Genomic DNA, 17,176 nt, shown 5'->3' with positions numbered 1-17,176 from the left:
CCGACCCTAGCGCCCTTTGGATCGTTCCAAGCGACCGTCGGGCGAATTCTGGGATGTGGTGCCGGTTCATCAAGCAGCGGGCTCAGACAGTGAGCGGGCGGGCGGTCGGCGGGATCGGCGCGGGCAGCGTGGTCGAACCGGTCAGGTAGGTGTCGACGGCGGCCGCGGCGGCCCGGCCCTCGGCGATCGCCCAGACGATCAGCGACTGTCCGCGACCGGCGTCGCCGGCCGCGAAGACGCCGTCGACGGTGCTGGCGTAGGCACCGTCGCGCTTGACGTTGCCGCGCTCGTCGAGGTCGACGCCGAGCTGCTCGAGCAGCGGCCGCTCGGGACCGACGAAGCCCATGGCGAGCAGCACCAGCTCGGCGGGGATCTCCCGCTCGGTGCCCTCGACCGGCTGGAACTTCGCGTCCACCTCGACCAGGCGCAGCGCACGGACCCGCCGGTCCTCGTCGCCCAGGAACTCCTGGGTCGACACCGCGTAGACGCGCTCGCCACCTTCCTCGTGAGCCGAGGAGACCCGGAACGTCATGGGGTACGTCGGCCACGGCTGTCCGGCCGGGCGCTCCTCGGGCGGGCGCGCCATGATCTCGAGCTGGGTCACCGACGCGGGCTGCTGTCGGATCGACGTGCCGAGACAGTCCGCTCCGGTGTCGCCGCCTCCGATGATCACGACGTGCTTGCCGGTCGCGGTGATCTGCCCCTCGACCTCCTCGCCCAGCGCGGCCCGGTTGCCCTGGGGCAGGAACTCCATGGCCTGGTGGATGCCCGCGAGCTCGCGCCCCGGCACGGGCAGGTCGCGGCCGATCGTGGAGCCGGTGGCGATCACGACGGCGTCGTAGCGGTCGCGGAGCTGGTCGCCGGTGATCTGCTCCCCCACCGTCACGCCGGCGCGGAAGACCGTGCCCTCGCGGCGCATCTGGTCGATGCGCCGGTCGAGGTGCTTCTTCTCCATCTTGAACTCGGGGATGCCGTAGCGGAGCAGGCCGCCGATCTTGTCGGCGCGCTCGTAGACGGCGACGGTGTGCCCGGCCCGCGTCAGCTGCTGAGCGGCGGCGAGGCCGGCGGGACCGGAGCCGATGACAGCCACGGTCTTGCCCGACAGCCACTCGGGCGGCTGCGGACGCACGAAGCCGGAGCCCCAGGCACGATCGATGATCGCCACCTCGACGTTCTTGATCGTCACGGGGTCCTGGTTGATGCCGAGGACGCAGGCGGTCTCGCAGGGGGCGGGGCACAGCCGCCCGGTGAACTCCGGGAAGTTGTTGGTGGCGTGCAGCCGCTCGATGGCGCCGTCCCAGTCGTCGCGCCAGACCAGGTCGTTCCACTCGGGGATGATGTTGCCGAGCGGGCAGCCCTGGTGGCAGAAGGGGATGCCGCAGTCCATGCAGCGCCCCGCCTGCGTCGTGATGATCGGCAGGAGGGCGCGCCCGATGCCGTCGGGGTACACCTCGTCCCAGTCGTCGACGCGCTCGTCGACGGGTCGGCGCGCCGCCACTTCCCGGCCGTGCTTGATGAATCCGCGTGGATCAGCCATAGAGCACCTCCATGATCCGGTTGGCGGCCTGCTCCTCGTCGAGGCCCTGCTCGAGCGCCTCGTCCTTGGTGTCCAGCACCCGCTTGTAGTCGCGGGGCATCACGAGCGTGAGGCGCCCCAGCGCGGCATCCCAGTCGGCCAGCAGGGCCTGGGCGACCACCGAGCCGGTCTCCTCGGCGTGCCGCTGGACGAGCTCGCGCACCTCGTCGGCGTACGCCGTGTCGGCGAGCTCGGCCGAGTCGAGCGCGACCAGGTCGACCAGCTCCGGGTTGACCCTGCCCTCGTCGAGGTCGAGCACGAAGGCGTACCCGCCCGACATGCCGGCCGCGAAGTTGCGGCCCGTCGGTCCGAGCACCACCGCGCGGCCTCCGGTCATGTATTCGCACCCGTGGTCACCCACACCCTCGACGACCGCGGTGACACCGGAGTTGCGCACGCAGAAGCGCTCGCCGACCTGGCCGCGCAGGAAGACCTCGCCACCGGTGCCGCCGTAGGCGATCACGTTGCCGGCGATGATCTGGTCCTCCGCGGCGAAGGTGGCGGCGCGGTCGGGCCGGACCACGATCCGGCCGCCGGAGAGACCCTTGCCGAGGTAGTCGTTGGCGTCGCCTTCGAGGCGCAGGGTGATGCCGCGCGGGAGGAAGGCGCCGAACGACTGCCCCGCAGACCCGGTGAAGGTGAGGTCGATCGTGCCGTCAGGCAGGCCCGCACCCTTGTAACGCTTGGTCACCTCGTGGCCGAGCATGGTGCCGACCGTGCGGTTGACGTTGCGCACGGCCAGCTGGGCCCGCACCGGCTCGCCACGTTCGAGCGCGGGGCCGGCGAGCCTGATCAGCTCGTGGTCGAGCGCCCGGTCGAGCCCGTGGTCCTGGGACTTTGTGCGGTGCCGGTCCTGGCCGGCGAACTGGCCGAAGTCGCCGCTGACCTCGGGCACGTGCAGCACCGGCGTCAGGTCGAGCCCGTCGGCCTTCCAGTGGTCGACGGCCGCCGCGACGTCCAACGCCCCGGCCTGGCCCACGGCCTCCTCGATGCTGCGGAAGCCGAGCTCGGCCAGCAGCTCGCGCACCTCCTGCGCGACGTACTCGAAGAACGTGACGACGAACTCTGGCTTGCCGCTGAACCGCTCGCGGAGCACGGGGTTCTGCGTCGCGACGCCGACCGGGCAGGTGTCGAGGTGGCAGACCCGCATCATGATGCAGCCGGACACGACGAGCGGCGCCGTCGCGAAGCCGAACTCCTCCGCCCCCAGCAGCGCGGCGATCACCACGTCGCGGCCGGTCTTCAGCTGGCCGTCGGTCTGCACGACGATCCGGTCGCGGAGACCGTTGAGCAGCAACGTCTGCTGGGTCTCGGCCAGGCCGAGCTCCCACGGGCCGCCCGCGTGCTTGAGCGAGGTCAGTGGCGAGGCGCCGGTGCCGCCGTCGTGGCCGGAGATCAGGACGACGTCCGCGTGCGCCTTCGAGACGCCGGCGGCGACCGTGCCGACCCCGACCTCGCTGACGAGCTTCACGTGGATCCGCGCCTCGGGGTTGGCGTTCTTGAGGTCGTGGATCAGCTGGGCCAGGTCCTCGATGGAGTAGATGTCGTGGTGCGGCGGCGGGCTGATCAGGCCCACGCCGGGTGTCGAGTGCCGCGTCTTGGCCACCCAGGGATAGACCTTGTTGCCGGGCAGCTGGCCGCCCTCACCGGGCTTGGCTCCCTGCGCCATCTTGATCTGGATGTCGTCGGAGTTGGTGAGGTACTCGGACGTGACGCCGAACCGCCCCGACGCCACCTGCTTGACCGACGAGCGCCGCTCCGGGTCGTGCAGGCGGTCGGCGTCCTCGCCGCCCTCGCCGGTGTTCGACTTGCCACCGAGGCGGTTCATCGCGATCGCCAGCGTCTCGTGCGCCTCCTGCGAGATCGAGCCGTAGGACATCGCGCCGGTCGAGAAGCGCTTCACGATCTCCGAGACCGGCTCGACCTCCTCGACCGGGATCGGCGCGCGACCCGACGCCGCCGGGTCCTTGAAGCGGAACAGGCCGCGCAACGTCATCAGCCGCTCGGACTGCTCGTCGACGCGCTGGGTGTACTGCTTGAAGACGTCGTAGCGCTGGGTCCGCGTCGAGTGCTGCAACCGGAAGACCGTGTCGGGATCGAAGAGGTGCGGCTCGCCCTCGCGGCGCCATTGGTACTCGCCGCCGATCTGCAGCTCCCGGTGGGAGGGCGCGATGCCGCCACGGGGGTACGCCGTCGCGTGCCGGCGCGCGACCTCCTCTGCGAGCACGTCGAGCCCGACGCCGCCCAGCTTGGAGGTGGTGCCGGTGAAGTAGCGGTCGACCACGGCCGAGGACAGCCCGACGGACTCGAAGATCTGAGCTCCGGTGTACGACGCCACCGTGGACACGCCCATCTTCGACATCACCTTCAGCACGCCCTTGCCGAGCGCCTTGATCAGGTGCTTGACCGCGACCTCCGGCTCGGTCTTGACGTAGAACCCGTCGCGGGCGAGGTCCTCCACGGACTCCATCGCGAGGTACGGGTTGACCGCCGCGGCGCCGTACCCGATCAGCAGCGCGACGTGGTGCACCTCCCGCACATCCCCGGCCTCGACGATCAGGCCCACCTGGGTCCTGGTCTTCTCGCGAACCAGGTGGTGGTGGATCGCGCCCGTCAGGAGCAGCGACGGGATCGGCGCCAGCTCCTGGGTCGAGTGCCGGTCGGAGAGCACGATGATGCGCGCGCCCTCGGCGATCGCCGCGGAGACCTCCGCGCACAGCTCGTCGAGCCGGGCCGCCATCGCCTCGCCGCCACCCTCGACGGGGTAGAGACCCCGCACGATGTGGCAGGTGTAGCCGGGCATGTCGCCGTCGCGGTTGATGTGCCGGATCTTGGCGAGGTCGTCGTTGGAGAAGACCGGGAACGGCAGCACCACCTGGCGGCACGACGCCGGCGAGGGGTCGAGGAGGTTGGCCTCGGGGCCGATCGATCCGTAGAGCGAGGTCACCAGCTCCTCGCGGATCGCGTCCAGCGGCGGGTTGGTGACCTGGGCGAACAGCTGGCTGAAGTAGTCGAAGAGCAGCCGCGGCTTCGCCGACAGCGCCGCGATCGGGGAGTCCGTGCCCATCGAGCCGATCGGCTCGGCGCCGTTGTTGGCCATCGGCGTGAGGAGCACGCGCAGCTCCTCCTCGGTGTAGCCGAAGATCTGCTGGCGGCGCGTCACCGACGCGTGGGTGTGCACGATGTGCTCGCGCTCGGGGACGTCGCTGAGCTTGACCATGCCGGCGTGCAGCCACTCGTCGTACGGGTGCTCCGCGGCCAGCTCGGCCTTGACCTCCTCGTCCTCGATGATGCGGTGCTCGTCGGTGTCGACGAGGAACATCCGGCCCGGTTGCAGCCGACCCTTGCGGACCACCGACGCCGGGTCGAGGTCGAGCACACCCACCTCGGAGGCCAGCACGACGAGTCCGTCGTCGGTCACCCAGTAACGCGACGGGCGCAGACCGTTGCGGTCGAGCACGGCGCCGATCTGCGAACCGTCGGTGAACACCACGCACGCCGGGCCGTCCCAAGGCTCCATCAGGGCGCTGTGGAAGGAGTAGAACGCCCGACGGGCGTCGTCCATCTCGGTGTGGTTCTCCCAGGCCTCCGGGATCATCATCAGCACCGAGTGCGGGAGGCTGCGGCCGCCCATGTGCAGCAGCTCGAGCACCTCGTCGAAGGACGCCGAGTCCGACGCACCCGGCGTGCAGATCGGGAACAGCCGCTCCAGATCGCCCGGAATCAGGTCGGAGGACAGCAGCGCCTCGCGGGCCCGCATCCAGTTGCGGTTGCCCATCACCGTGTTGATCTCGCCGTTGTGCGCGATGAAGCGGAACGGGTGGGCCAGCGGCCAGCTCGGGAAGGTGTTGGTCGAGAACCGCGAGTGCACCACCGCCAGCGCCGAGGCGATCCGCTCGTCGACCAGGTCGGGGAAGAACGCGTCCAGCTGGTCGGTGGTGAGCATCCCCTTGTACGCCAGCGTGCGCGACGACAGCGACGGGAAGTAGACGTCGGTCTCCCTCTCAGCGCGCTTGCGCAGGCAGAAGGCCATCCGCTCCAGGGCCATGCCGGCCACGCGCTGCTGGGCACCCGCCACGAACAGCTGGCTGAACGACGGCATCACCGACCGGGCCGTCGCGCCGAGGAGCCCCGGCTCGGTGGGCACGTCGCGCCAGCCGAGCACGGCCAGCCCCTCCTCCTCGGCCAGCTCCTCGATGCGCTGCCGGGTCTTGGCCACGTGGTCGTCGTCGCCGGGCAGGAACGCCGTGCCGACGGCGTACGTGCCGGACGGCGGCAGCGTCACGCCCAGGTCGGCGGTCACCGCGCGCAGGAACGCGTCCGGCACCTGCAGCAGGATGCCCGCGCCGTCGCCGGAGTTGGGCTCGGCGCCCGCGGCACCGCGGTGCTCGAGGTTGCGCAGAGCGGTGAGGCCCTTCAGCACGATGTCGTGGCTGGCCTCGCCGGTCAGGGTGGCGACGAACGCGACGCCACAGGCATCGTGCTCGAACCGCGGGTCGTAGAGGCCCTCAGGGACCCTCTGCGGGAACGCGTGCATGGCATTCCTCCCGTCGTCGTCGTGCTCACCATCGGGGGTGGTGAGGCCGAGTGCTGAACGGCGGCAGGGGACAACGTTGGCCCGCGCGGCTGGTCAAACGCTACACCGGGGCAACCGGATGTCGAGACCACCATCTCAGCGGGCGAACGGGGGCGTCCCTACCGTCAGCGACTGTTCAGGCGACTTCGGTCGCGACGTCTTCCCGGCGGTAGACGGACTGCTCGCGGCCCGGGTGGCGGCGCCGGGACCAGAGGAAGTACGCCAGCGCGAGGGCGAACAGGATGATCGAGGTCCAGACGTTCCAGCGCAGGCCCAGCACGTCGTCGAGCTGGACGGAGTCGATGCGCAGCATCTCGATCCAGGCGCGGCCGGCGGTGTAGGCCATGACGTAGAGCGCGACGACGCGGCCGTAGCCGAGCTTGAAGCGGCGGTCGGCCCAGATCACCAGGACGGCAGCGGCCAGGCACCAGAGCGACTCGTAGAGGAAGGTCGGGTGGAAGGTGGGTTCGTCGAGGTAGCCGGCGGGCCGGTGACCGGCGTCGATCTCGAGTCCCCACGGCAGGTCGGTGGGACGGCCGAAGAGCTCCTGGTTGAAGTAGTTGCCCCAGCGGCCGAGTGCTTGGGCGACCAGGACGCCCGGCGCCATCGCGTCCATCACCGGAAGCAGCTTGATCCCCTTGAACCGGGCACCGATCACCACGCCGAGCGCGCCCATCGCGATCGCGCCCCAGACGCCCAGACCGCCGCGCCAGACGTAGAGCGCAGTGACGGGGTTCTTGTCCTCGCCGAAGTAGAGCTCCCAGTCGGTGAGCACGTGGTAGAGCCGGCCGCCCACCATGCCGAACGGCACCGCCCAGATGGCCAGGTCGGCGATCTCGTTGGGGGCGCCGCCCCGGGCGATCCAGCGCTTGTCGGCGATCCAGACGGCCGCGACGATGCCGGCGACGATGCAGAGGGCGTAGGCGCGCAGCGGCAGCGGCCCCAGGTGCCAGACGCCGTTGCCGGGGCTCGGGATGGACAGCACGGTCTGGGCCACGAGACCGCTCATGAGATGCCTCCGTCGGCGAGGAACTTGTGCAGGTCCTCGGCAAGCTCGGCCGACGACGGCTCCGACCACACGATGGGCGCGGTGCCGCCCGGGGCCACGCCGATGATCGGCGTCCCGTGGTCCACCTCGTAGCCGCCGGTCGGCAGCTCCTCGCCCTTGGCGACGTAGACCCCGAGCGGCTCGCCGGCGTCGATGACGGTCTGGAGGTCGCTGCTGAGGCCGACGTACGCCGGGTCGAACTGGTCGAGGTAGTCGCGCAGGACCGGTCCCGTGTCACGGGCCGGATCGGTGGTGACGAACACGACGTCGACCTCGGCGCGCTCGGACTCGTCCAGCCGGTTGAGCGCAGACGCGATCGTGGACATGACGATCTGGCAGATGTCGGGGCAGTGCGTGTAGCCGAAGAACACCAGGGTCAGCGGCTTGGTCGCGTCGGTGGCGAGGGAGTACTTGCCGCCATCGGTGTCGACGAGCTTCTGCTCGGGGACCGGGTAGGGCTCGGTCAGCACGACCCCGTGGTAGCCGTCGTCGTCGCCGCCGACCACGATCGCGTTGCTGGTGCCGCCGCCCTCGACCTGTGAACAACCGGCCAGGAGCAGGGCGGCGAGGGCGAGCAGCAGGGTCTGGGTGCGGACCGAGGCCGTCATTGTCGGACCCCTTGCGCGAGAGCCTCGGTCAGCGCGCCGAGGGCGGCCAGGCCGGCAGCGCGGTCGTCGGCACGGTCGAGCAGCGTCCGGACGAACGCGGAGCCGACGATGACCCCGTCGGCGTACGCCGCCAGCTCGGCCGCCTGGTCGCCCGTGCTCACCCCGAGACCGACCGCGACCGGCAGGTCGGTGACCGCCTTGGTGCGACGCACGAGCGGCTCGGCCAGCTCGCTCGTGGTGGTGCGGGCGCCGGTGACGCCCATGACCGCAGTGGCGTAGACGAAGCCGCGGCAGGCCGCGGTCGTCATCGCGATGCGTGCAGGGGTCGAGGACGGCGCGACGAGGAAGACCTTGTCGAGGTCGTGCGCGTCGGCTGCGGCGATCCACTCGTCGGCGCTGTCGGGCGTCAGGTCGGGCGTGATCAGCCCGGCTCCCCCGACGTCCGCGAGGTCGGCCGCGAAGCGGGCGGGACCGTAGCGCTCGACGGGGTTCCAATAGGTCATCACCAGGGTGGGGACACCGGTGGCCGCGACCGCCTCCACCGTGCGGAGCACGTCCTTGGTGCGCACGCCGCGCTCGAGCGCCTGCTGCGCCGCGGCCTGGATGGTGGGGCCGTCCATGACGGGGTCGCTGTAGGGCAGCCCGATCTCGATCGCGTCGCAGCCGGAGTCGACCAGGACGCGCATCGCGTCGATGCCGCCGTCGACGTCGGGGTAGCCGGCGGGCAGGTAGCCGACGAGGGCGGCGCGGTTCTCGGACCTGGCCTTGTCGAAGGCGGTCGCGACGCTGAGCGTCATCGGGAGTCTCCCGCGCCGCCGAGGTCGAACCACTTGATGGCGGTCTCCATGTCCTTGTCGCCACGGCCGCTGAGGTTGACCAGGACGAGGCCCTCGGGGCCCAGCCGGCGCGCGATGTCGTAGGCCCCGGACAGCGCGTGCGCGGACTCGATCGCGGCGATGATGCCCTCGGTCCGGGCGAGCAGGGCGAGGGCGTCCATCGCCTGCGCGTCGGTGACCGGGAGGTACTCGGCGCGGCCGGACTTGGCCAGGTGGGCGTGCTGCGGACCGACGCCGGGGTAGTCCAACCCGGCCGAGATCGAGTGCGACTCGACGGTCTGGCCGTCCTCGTCCTGGAGGACGAACGTGCGGGCGCCGTGCAGCACACCGCTGTCGCCGGCATGGATCGTCGCGGCGTGCCGCCCGGTGTCGACGCCCTCGCCGCCCGGCTCGAACCCGTAGATGGCCACGTCGGGGTCGTCGAGGAACGCGGTGAAGAGGCCGATCGCGTTGGAGCCGCCGCCGACGCAGGCGGCGATCGCGTCGGGGAGCCGACCGGTGAGCTCGAGGCACTGCGCCCTGGCCTCGTCACCGATGCCGCGGGTGAAGTCGCGGACCATGCTGGGGAAGGGGTGCGGCCCGGCGGCGGTGCCGAAGAGGTACGCCGTGTGGTCGACGCTGGCGACCCAGTCGCGCAGCGCCTCGTTGATGGCGTCCTTCAGCGTGGCGCTGCCGGAGTCGACGGGCACGACCTTGGCGCCGAGCAGCTGCATGCGCGCGACGTTGAGGGCCTGCCGCTTCACGTCGACCGACCCCATGTAGACGGTGCAGTCGAGGCCGAAGTACGCCGCCGCTGTCGCGCTGGCCACGCCGTGCTGTCCCGCGCCGGTCTCGGCGATCACCCGTGTCTTGCCCATCCGCTTGGTGAGGAGCGCCTGGCCCAGCACGTTGCGGATCTTGTGCGCGCCGGTGTGGTTGAGGTCCTCGCGCTTGAGCAGGATCCTGGCCCCGCCGAGCTCGGTGCTGAGTCGCTGGGCGTCGTAGAGCAGGCTCGGCACGCCGGCGTAATCGCGCAGGATCGCGTCGAACTCGGCCCCGAACCCGGGGTCGGCCATCGCGTCGCGCCAGGCGGCGGTGAGCTCGTCGAGCGCGGCGATGAGCGCCTCGGGCATGAACCGCCCCCCGAAGTCGCCGAACCAGCCGCGCTCGTCGGCGTCGTACATCACGCTGCTCCTGTCCGTCCGGTCATCCGTCGCACGGCGGCCTCCGGGTCGCCGTCCTTGACCAGGGCCTCCCCGACGAGCACCACCCGCGCCCCCTCGGCGGCGTAGCGGTCGACGTCGGCCTGGCTCGAGATCCCGGACTCGGCGACCAGGACCGCGTGCGCCGGGAGCTGTCCTGCCAGTCTGCCGAACGCCTGGTCATCGACCTCGAGGGTCTTCAGGTTGCGCGCGTTGACGCCGATCAGCCCTGCGCCGAGGTCGACGGCTCGGGCAGCCTCGGCCTCGTCGTGGACCTCGACCAGCACGGTGAGGCCGAGCTCTCCCGCCAGGTCGTGGAGCCGGCGCAGCTCGTCGTCGGCCAACGCGGCCACGATGAGCAACGCGAGGTCCGCACCGGTCGCTCGCGCCTCGACGAGCTGGTAGTCGCTGACGATGAAGTCCTTGCGCAGCAGCGGGATGCCGACCGCGGCCCGCACCGCCGCGAGGTCGGCCAGACAGCCGCCGAAGCGACGCTGCTCGGTCAGCACGCTGATGGCGTGGGCACCGCCGAGGGCGTACGCCGTCGCGAGCTCGGCCGGGTCGGGGATGTCGGCGAGGTCGCCCTTGCTGGGACTGCGCCGCTTCACCTCGGCGATCACGCTGGTGCCGGGGGCGCGGAAGGACGGCATCGGGTCCCGGGGCGGGGGTGCGTCGGCCAGCGCCGCGCGCAGGTCCGTCAGCGGGGTCGCCGACTCGCGTGCGGCGAGATCCTCGCGGACGCCCGCGACGATGTCGTCGAGCACGGACACGCGATGACCTCCGGGGCGGCTGGTGGGCGGGAGAGGGGTGCTTCGGGACGCGCACAGCCTCTCACGCACCCGTGCGCGGCTCCGCCGGGACCGGCGCCCGAGACGCGCGTCTGACGGTCAGCGGCACAACTGTTGTGTAGCCTCCTGCCGTCCGGGGGACGCTCGACGGGTCCCCCACTACGCCACTCGGGACGAGGAGACCAGATGAGCTACGACGCACCGCCGCCGCCCCCGCCGCCGCAGTACGGCGGGCAGTCGCCCTACGGGCAGCAGCCGCAGGGCACCAACCAGAAGGCGATCTGGGCGCTGGTCACCGGCATCGTCGGCCTGCTGTGCTGCGGGCCGGTCGGCATCGCGGCCATCGTCATGGGCCGTCAGGCGCAGGCGGAGATCGCGCAGACCGGGCAGCAGGGCGCCGGCATGGCCAAGGCAGGCCTCATCCTGGGCATCATCGCCCTGGTGTTCCTGGTCATCAACCTGATCCTGTTCGCGACCGGCGGCGGCATCTACGGCAACCTCTTCGACAACTGATCCGCCAAGCGGGACTGGCCGCCTGACCACGGTCAGGCGGCCAGCCACCCGCCCACGGGCAGGTTGCGCACGACGGCGAAGGCCGTCGCGACCACGAGCAGGGCCACCGCCCAGCGCTGCGGATGGGCCACGGGCAGGAGCCTGCCCTCGCCGCGCCACGAGCGGCGTACCCAGGCGATCCACACGCCCAGGACAAGCGGGATCGCGAGCACGAAGAGCAGGTTGCTCGACGCCGCTCCGGCCAGGTCGAGGTGGGTGAGGTCGTTGACGGCACGCAGGCCGCCGCAGCCGGGGCAGTCGAGCCCCGTGAGCAGCTTGGTCGGGCAGGCGCCCCAGCTGCCCTGGACGTGCGGGTCGCGATGGTGGAGCGCCAGGGTCAGCGCCCCGACCAAGCCGGCGCTCAGGAGCGGCGTTGCCAGGCGCCCGGCGCGCGAGCGGTCCCGGACCGGAGGTTGCGGCGGGGCCTGCCCTGTCATGTGGGCCATCGGGGGCACCAGGGCTAGTCGCCCATCCCCATCTTGTTCATCACCGCGAAGACCGGCAGCGCCAGGACCGTGATCACGGCAGCCACCCAGAAGACGGTCATGTTGACCGGGGTCATCATCAGCGCGACGCCACCCACGACGAACCCGATCATCGCGATGGTCACGCCGGTCCAGGCTGCCGGGGTGTTGCCGTGGTGGGCCATGGATTCTCCTGCGCGGTCGAGCGGGGTCTGGGCGGTCGGAAGCATGTTAGCGAGGCGGGAACCGCAGACGGGTCAGGCGGTCGGGTCAGGCGGTCGGGTCGCGTCCCTCGTCGAGCGCCTTCCAGAGTGCCAGGTCGTCGTCGGTCTCGCCCTGCACGCCCACGCCGCCGGCGCTGCCGCCCACGGGTGCGTCGTACCGCGTGCCCATGGCGGGCCACCGCGGCACGAGGACGACGGCGGCGACGGCGGCCCCCACCGAGACGACCGCCAGAGCGAGGGCGAGCCAGTAGGACGCACTCAGGGAGACCTCCGGCCTGGCGCCGACGCGGGCCAGCTCGTCAGCGGCTCCGTCGGGCAGCTGCCGGTAGCCGGCGGCGACGGTGGTCAGCACGCCGAGGGCAGCGACGGCGCCGAGCACGGCGACCCCACGACGGACGCGTCCTCGCGTCACGACCAGGACGCCCCAGGCGGCCAGGACGACCATCGACAGGGTTGTGGCCAGTGGCAGGTCGGTGGCGGGTCCCGAGCCCAGCGTGGAGCCGTCACCCGCCACCAGGAACCCCTCGATGTCGAGGAGGCGCCGACTCGACATGACCGCGGCGAGCGCGGCCGACAGGACGCCGGTGGCCATGACGGCGGCGTAGGTGCGGCGTACGTCAGCCATCAGATCCGTTCAGGTCCGGCGAGCCGAGCAGGACATCGGCGTCGAAGCAGGTGCGCGTGCCGGTGTGGCAGGCCGGACCCTCCTGGTCGACCAGGACCAGCAGCGTGTCGCCGTCGCAGTCGAGGCGCACCTCCTTGACCCACTGGCGGTGACCGGAGGTGTCGCCCTTCACCCAGTACTCGCCTCGGGAGCGCGACCAGTACGTCGCCCGCCCGGTCGACAGGGTGCGGGCGAGCGCCTCGTCGTCCATCCAGCCGACCATGAGCACCTCGCGGGTGTCGTGCTGCTGCACCACGGCGGCCACGAGACCGGCGTCGTCGCGCTGGAGACGCGCGGAGATCGCAGGGGCGAGGGAGATGGGCTCGGGCACCGGCCCAGTATCCGTCACCCGTGGTCGAGCGCCGCCGCGGCGGCCAGGGCGCGGTCAGCGCACGTCAGGACTGACCCAGGCGTCCCCGTAGGCGGGGAGCCGGAGCGGGCCGACCTGCTGCCCCGTGAGGACGTCCGTGCCGACGATCCCGTCGATCACGACCACCTCGCTGGTCACGTTGGTGGCGCAGACGAGCTCGTGCGGCGTCCCGGCCCCCTGGCGGACCACGAACACGCGGTCGTCGTGCTGCTCCACGTGCTGAGGCGAGCTGGGGGCGAAGGCCGGGCAGCCGCGCCGCGTCTCCAGCAGCGCCGCGAGCCCACGCCGCTGTCGTCGGGTTGACGCGACTGGTGGTGGACCGTCAGTTCTCGGCGGACGCCGTCAACGCCCGACTGGCCGGCTGACCGATCCACCGGTCGCCGGCGCCCCCTGCTGGGCGACCCACGATCGGTGCAGCCCGGCGTACACCCCGTCGGGGTCGCCCACCAGCTCGGCGTGCGGGCCGCGCTGGACGACGCGACCGCGGTCGACCACCACGACCTCGTCGGCCGCCTCGGCCGTGGAAAGACGGTGCGCGATGGTGACCGAGGTGCGCCCCGACATCAGCCTCTCGAGCGCCCGGCCGATGCGCATCTCGAGCGCCGGGTCGACCGCGCTCGTGGCCTCGTCGAGGACCAGCAGGTCGGGGTCGGCGAGGTGGGCACGCAGCAGCGCGACCAGCTGGCGCTCCCCCGCCGACAGCGACTCGCCGCGCTGACCGACCTGGGTCTCGAGGCCGCCGGGCAGCCCGGTGACCCAGTCGGTCAGGCCGAGCTCGTCGGCGCTGGCCAGGATCTCCGCCTCGGTGGCGCCCAAGCGGCCGTACTGGACGTTGGCGGTGATCGTGTCGTCGAAGAGGAAGCCCTCCTGCGGCACCAGGACCACACTGCGGCGCAGGCTGCGCTGCGCGATGCGCCGGACGTCGATGTCGTCGAGGAGCACCGCACCCTCGGAGGGGTCCATCAGCCGGGTCAGCAGCTTGGCGAAGGTCGACTTGCCCGAGCCCGTCTCGCCGACGATCGCGACCTTCTTGCCGGGTGCGATGGAGAGCGTGACGTCGCGCAGCACCGGCGGGCCGTCGGGATAGGCGAAGGTCACGTCGTCGAAACGCACCTCGATCGGCCCCCGCGGCAGCACCTGCCCGTCGACACCCGGGTCGACGAGGTCGGCCGGGGTGTCGAGGATGCCGATCACCCGGCGCCAGGAGGCGATGGCGTTCTGCGCGTCGGTGAGGATCTGGGTGCCCATCTGGACGGGCCCCACGAACAGGGTGACCAGGAAGGCGAAGGCCAGCACCTGCCCCGACGTCATGTCACCGGTGAAGCCGAGCAGCACGCCGACGACGATCACGCCCGCGTTGGCAAGACCCGCGGAGATGCCGCCCAGGCTGAAGGAGATGACCGTGAAGGTCTGGGCGCGGGTGCTGGCGGCCTTGAACTCGTCGATCGCGTCGTCGATGCGGCGCTGGGTCCTCGCCTCGACCGCGTAGGAGCGGACCACCGCCGCCCCCACCACCGGCTCGCTGATCGCCGACAGCAGCACGCCCACCTGACGGCGGACCAGGCTGTAGGCGTCCGACAGCTTGCGCTGGAAGTAGCGGATCGAGAGGAACAGCGGGGCGAACGAGACCCACACCACCAGGCAGAGCTGCCAGCTGTAGACCAGCATGATCACCGTCGCGACGAGCATCTGGCCGATGCTGACCACGAAGATCAGGCCGCCGAACACCAGGAACTGGCTGACCTGGTCGACGTCGCTCGTCACCCGCGAGACCAGGGCGCCGCGGCGCTCGGTGTTCTGCGTCAGCAACGGCAGGTCGTGCACGTGCCGGAAGGCCTTGGTGCGCAGCGTCGCGAGGCCGCGCTCGGAAGAGGTGAAGAGCCTGCTGGTCATGAGGTAGGACGCCGCGCTGGTCAACCCGATGCCGGCCGCGCAGATCAAGCCCATCAACGCGACGAACCGGACGTCCGGGCCACCCGGCCCGTTGAGGCCGCGGTCCAGGGTCTGCTGCACGGCGATCGGGACGATGACCTGGCCGAAGGACGCCACCACCGCCAGGAGGAGGGTGACGCCGAGGCCCTGCCGGAGCTCGGGCGAGATGGCCACGCCGCGGCGGATCGTGTCGAGCGCGCCGATGTCCTCGCCGGTGTCCATGCGGGTGCCGGAGGTCGACTCCGGCTCGATGGTGCGGGCGCTCATCCGTCGTCACCTCGCCAGACGGTCTCGGCGCGGTCGTCCTCGCGGCCGTCGCGGCCCGTGCGCCCGCCGTGGTCGTCGGGCACCTCCCACTCGGTCGCGTCCGCCGGCACCGCAGGCTCGGCGCTGGGGTGCGGCGGCACGTGCTCGTAGGCGTTGACCAAGGTGGCGTAGGCGGGGCTGCGGACCAGCAGCTCGGCGTGGGTGCCCCGGTCGACCACGCGACCGTCCTCGAGGTGGACCACCTCGTCGGCCAGGCCGATGGTCGCCTTGCGGTAGGCCACGACGACCAGGCTGGCGCCGTGCCCGTCTGCCTCGCTGCGCAGGCTGGCGAGGATGCGGGCCTCCACCTCGGGGTCGACCGCCGACGTGGCGTCGTCGAGCACGAGCAGCCGGGGTCGACGTGCGAGGGCGCGCGCCAGCGAGATGCGCTGCCGCTGCCCACCGGACAGCGACGTGCCGCGCTCGCCGAGCTGAGTGTCCAAGCCGTGCGCCAACGCGGCCACGAAGCCGTCGGCCTGCGCCGCACGTAGCGCCGCCCAGACCTCCTCGTCGGCGATGTCGGCCCCGAGCGTGACGTTGCCGCGCACGGTGTCGTCGAAGAGGAACGCCGTCTGCGGCACCACGGCCACGGCCTCGGCCAACGCGCCCGGACGCAGGTCACGCAGGTCCTCCCCGTCGATGCGGACCTGACCTCCGTCCGGGTCGATCAACCGGGTGAGCAGGTTGGTCAGCGTGCTCTTGCCGCTCGCGGTGGCTCCGACCACGGCGACGGTGCGGCCGGGCTCGACGTCGAAGGTCACGTCCGTCAGCAGCGGCACCGACGGGTCGTAGGAGTAGGCCAGTCCGTCGACCTCGAGCCGGGCACCGTGCCGGGCGCCCCCGGCGACGTCGGGACGTGGGATCGAGCGGTCGCCGTACTCCATCGAGCCGGTGGCGCGGACCACGGCGTCGGCGCGGTGGTAGCCGACCACGCTGCGCGGGAACTCGCCCAGCAACCAGCCGATCGAACGGATCGGGAACGACACGATCGTGAGGAGGTAGGCGACCGTGACCACGTCGCCGGGGTCGGTGCTGCCGCTCAGCACCCGCGAGACGCCGACGCCCAGCACCACCAGGACACCGAGGTTGGGCAGGGACGCGAGCGTGGGGTCGAACGCCGCCCGGATGCGCCCAGCGCGGATGTTGACGTCGCGCAGCTCGTGGGCCTTGACCGTGAAGCGATCGGTCTCCTCCTGCTCGCGGCCGAGCGTCTTGACGACCAGGGCGCCGTCGAAGGACTCGTGGGCGATCTCGCTGACCTCGGCGCGCAGCTGCTGCGCGCGGGTCATCAGCGGCGAGGCGAACCGCTGGTAGAAGAGGTTGGCGACCACGACGGCCGGGAAGACGAGCATGCCGACCACGGCGAGCACCAGGTCCGCCAGGAGCATCTGCACGATGGCGATCACCATCATCGCGACCGTGCCCACCGCCATGGGGAGCGGCGCGATCGGGCCCCAGGCGGCCTCGACGTCGGAGTAGGCGTTGGAGAGCAGCTGGCCGGTCGGGTGCCGCTGGTGCCACTCCATCGGGAGCGACAGGTATTGACGGGTCACCGCGCGGCGGGTGTGCGCCTGCATCCGGAACTGCATGATGCCCGCCCCGAGCCGGCGGGCGACGATGCCGACCGCCCGCAGCAGGGCGACGCCGAGGAAGAGCGCGAGGACGACCCAGAGGAGCCCGGTGCCGATCTCGCCGTCCCGGAAGGCCGGGAGCACCACGTGGTCGGTAGCCCAGCCGAGCACCCAGGCGTCGGCGACGGTGAGCGCCCCGAACAGCAGGCTGCCGAGGGTGGAGAGGGCGAAGATGTGGGGCTCGCGCCTGATCGCCACCGCTAGGACGCGGAACCCGGCGAGGGTCGTGCCGCCTCGCTGCCCGCTGGCACCGAGGTCGGGCTCCGTCGCCGTGGTCTCACTGCTCGTGGTGCTCGTCGTGCGCTCCCCTGCTCGCCTCTTCTGCTTCTCACCCGCAACCGCGGGCGCTCGCCAGGCTATTCCGGGGCGCCGACAACAGCCGCATCGGCGGGGCCCGGGGGCACCCCTTCTAGGCTCACC

General features: G+C 71.8%; 15 protein-coding genes. 1 reads left to right on the top strand and 14 read right to left on the bottom strand.

What is annotated here, in order from left to right:
- Positions 1-82 precede the first annotated feature (82 nt).
- The 7 genes from ABD295_RS04380 to trpC form a co-directional block, all read right to left on the bottom strand.
- Positions 83-1,537 (bottom strand): glutamate synthase subunit beta, encoded by a 1,455-nt coding sequence (locus ABD295_RS04380; RefSeq protein ID WP_344302411.1) that lies wholly within the window; start codon positions 1,535-1,537, stop codon positions 83-85.
- Entirely contained in the window at positions 1,530-6,113 is a 4,584-nt protein-coding gene (gene gltB / locus ABD295_RS04375; RefSeq protein WP_344302410.1) for a glutamate synthase large subunit, read from the bottom strand. Before gltB ends, ABD295_RS04380 begins: the two co-directional genes overlap by 8 nt.
- A gap of 175 nt (positions 6,114-6,288) precedes the next feature.
- A complete protein-coding gene (gene lgt, locus ABD295_RS04370; protein WP_344302409.1) occupies positions 6,289-7,161 on the bottom strand; it encodes a prolipoprotein diacylglyceryl transferase in 873 nt (290 codons plus the stop codon).
- On the bottom strand, positions 7,158-7,808 hold the full coding sequence (locus ABD295_RS04365; RefSeq protein ID WP_344302408.1) for an SCO family protein: 651 nt from the start codon (positions 7,806-7,808) through the stop codon (positions 7,158-7,160). Before ABD295_RS04365 ends, lgt begins: the two co-directional genes overlap by 4 nt.
- A complete protein-coding gene (gene trpA, locus ABD295_RS04360) occupies positions 7,805-8,605 on the bottom strand; it encodes a tryptophan synthase subunit alpha (RefSeq protein ID WP_344302407.1) in 801 nt (266 codons plus the stop codon). The genes ABD295_RS04365 and trpA overlap by 4 nt, the downstream gene beginning before the upstream one ends.
- Positions 8,602-9,807 carry a tryptophan synthase subunit beta gene (gene trpB, locus ABD295_RS04355; RefSeq protein ID WP_344302406.1) on the bottom strand — a complete coding sequence of 402 codons (1,206 nt, stop codon included), beginning with the start codon at positions 9,805-9,807 and terminating at the stop codon, positions 8,602-8,604. The genes trpA and trpB overlap by 4 nt, the downstream gene beginning before the upstream one ends.
- Positions 9,807-10,595 carry an indole-3-glycerol phosphate synthase TrpC gene (gene trpC / locus ABD295_RS04350; protein WP_344302405.1) on the bottom strand — a complete coding sequence of 263 codons (789 nt, stop codon included), beginning with the start codon at positions 10,593-10,595 and terminating at the stop codon, positions 9,807-9,809. Before trpC ends, trpB begins: the two co-directional genes overlap by 1 nt.
- A gap of 204 nt (positions 10,596-10,799) precedes the next feature.
- Between trpC and ABD295_RS04345 the strand changes: the two genes are divergently transcribed.
- Positions 10,800-11,126, top strand: a complete 327-nt coding sequence (locus ABD295_RS04345; RefSeq protein ID WP_344302404.1) for a DUF4190 domain-containing protein — start codon at positions 10,800-10,802, stop codon at positions 11,124-11,126.
- Positions 11,127-11,158: 32 nt separating this feature from the next.
- On the opposite strand, the gene ABD295_RS04340 is transcribed toward ABD295_RS04345, so the two are convergent.
- From ABD295_RS04340 to ABD295_RS04310, 7 genes are all read right to left on the bottom strand, one after another.
- The gene (locus ABD295_RS04340; RefSeq protein ID WP_344302403.1) at positions 11,159-11,602 is read right to left on the bottom strand and encodes a DUF2752 domain-containing protein; all 444 of its coding nucleotides are present in this window, start codon (positions 11,600-11,602) and stop codon (positions 11,159-11,161) included.
- A gap of 23 nt (positions 11,603-11,625) precedes the next feature.
- A complete protein-coding gene (locus ABD295_RS04335) occupies positions 11,626-11,859 on the bottom strand; it encodes an HGxxPAAW family protein (protein WP_344302402.1) in 234 nt (77 codons plus the stop codon).
- A gap of 40 nt (positions 11,860-11,899) precedes the next feature.
- A complete protein-coding gene (locus ABD295_RS04330) occupies positions 11,900-12,478 on the bottom strand; it encodes a Trp biosynthesis-associated membrane protein (RefSeq protein ID WP_344302401.1) in 579 nt (192 codons plus the stop codon).
- On the bottom strand, positions 12,471-12,848 hold the full coding sequence (gene hisI, locus ABD295_RS04325; protein WP_344302400.1) for a phosphoribosyl-AMP cyclohydrolase: 378 nt from the start codon (positions 12,846-12,848) through the stop codon (positions 12,471-12,473). The genes ABD295_RS04330 and hisI overlap by 8 nt, the downstream gene beginning before the upstream one ends.
- Before the next feature lie 54 nt (positions 12,849-12,902).
- A complete protein-coding gene (locus ABD295_RS04320) occupies positions 12,903-13,103 on the bottom strand; it encodes a hypothetical protein (RefSeq protein WP_344302399.1) in 201 nt (66 codons plus the stop codon).
- Between the two features lie 126 nt (positions 13,104-13,229).
- Positions 13,230-15,086 (bottom strand): ABC transporter ATP-binding protein, encoded by a 1,857-nt coding sequence (locus tag ABD295_RS04315; RefSeq protein ID WP_344302398.1) that lies wholly within the window; start codon positions 15,084-15,086, stop codon positions 13,230-13,232.
- Complete coding sequence (locus tag ABD295_RS04310) at positions 15,083-16,954, bottom strand: ABC transporter ATP-binding protein (protein ID WP_344302397.1); 1,872 nt, start codon at positions 16,952-16,954, stop codon at positions 15,083-15,085. The genes ABD295_RS04315 and ABD295_RS04310 overlap by 4 nt, the downstream gene beginning before the upstream one ends.
- Between the last annotated feature and the right edge of the window lie 222 nt (positions 16,955-17,176).

The sequence above is a fragment of the Nocardioides bigeumensis genome (assembly GCF_039531755.1).
GTDB lineage: Bacteria > Actinomycetota > Actinomycetes > Propionibacteriales > Nocardioidaceae > Nocardioides > Nocardioides bigeumensis.
Note: the sequence above shows the minus strand (reverse complement) of the source record. Positions and strands in the feature narration are given on the sequence as shown.

Bases quoted from the DNA above. Each gene is read 5' to 3' on its own strand.
- ABD295_RS04380 (WP_344302411.1), bottom strand. From the start codon at position 1,537: ATGGCTGATCCACGCGGATTCATCAAGCACGGCCGGGAAGTGGCGGCG.
- gltB (WP_344302410.1), bottom strand. From the start codon at position 6,113: ATGCACGCGTTCCCGCAGAGGGTCCCTGAGGGCCTCTACGACCCGCGG.
- lgt (WP_344302409.1), bottom strand. From the start codon at position 7,161: ATGAGCGGTCTCGTGGCCCAGACCGTGCTGTCCATCCCGAGCCCCGGC.
- ABD295_RS04365 (WP_344302408.1), bottom strand. From the start codon at position 7,808: ATGACGGCCTCGGTCCGCACCCAGACCCTGCTGCTCGCCCTCGCCGCC.
- trpA (WP_344302407.1), bottom strand. From the start codon at position 8,605: ATGACGCTCAGCGTCGCGACCGCCTTCGACAAGGCCAGGTCCGAGAAC.
- trpB (WP_344302406.1), bottom strand. From the start codon at position 9,807: ATGTACGACGCCGACGAGCGCGGCTGGTTCGGCGACTTCGGGGGGCGG.
- ABD295_RS04345 (WP_344302404.1), top strand. From the start codon at position 10,800: ATGAGCTACGACGCACCGCCGCCGCCCCCGCCGCCGCAGTACGGCGGG.
- ABD295_RS04340 (WP_344302403.1), bottom strand. From the start codon at position 11,602: ATGACAGGGCAGGCCCCGCCGCAACCTCCGGTCCGGGACCGCTCGCGC.
- ABD295_RS04335 (WP_344302402.1), bottom strand. From the start codon at position 11,859: ATGCTTCCGACCGCCCAGACCCCGCTCGACCGCGCAGGAGAATCCATG.
- ABD295_RS04330 (WP_344302401.1), bottom strand. From the start codon at position 12,478: ATGGCTGACGTACGCCGCACCTACGCCGCCGTCATGGCCACCGGCGTC.
- ABD295_RS04315 (WP_344302398.1), bottom strand. From the start codon at position 15,086: ATGAGCGCCCGCACCATCGAGCCGGAGTCGACCTCCGGCACCCGCATG.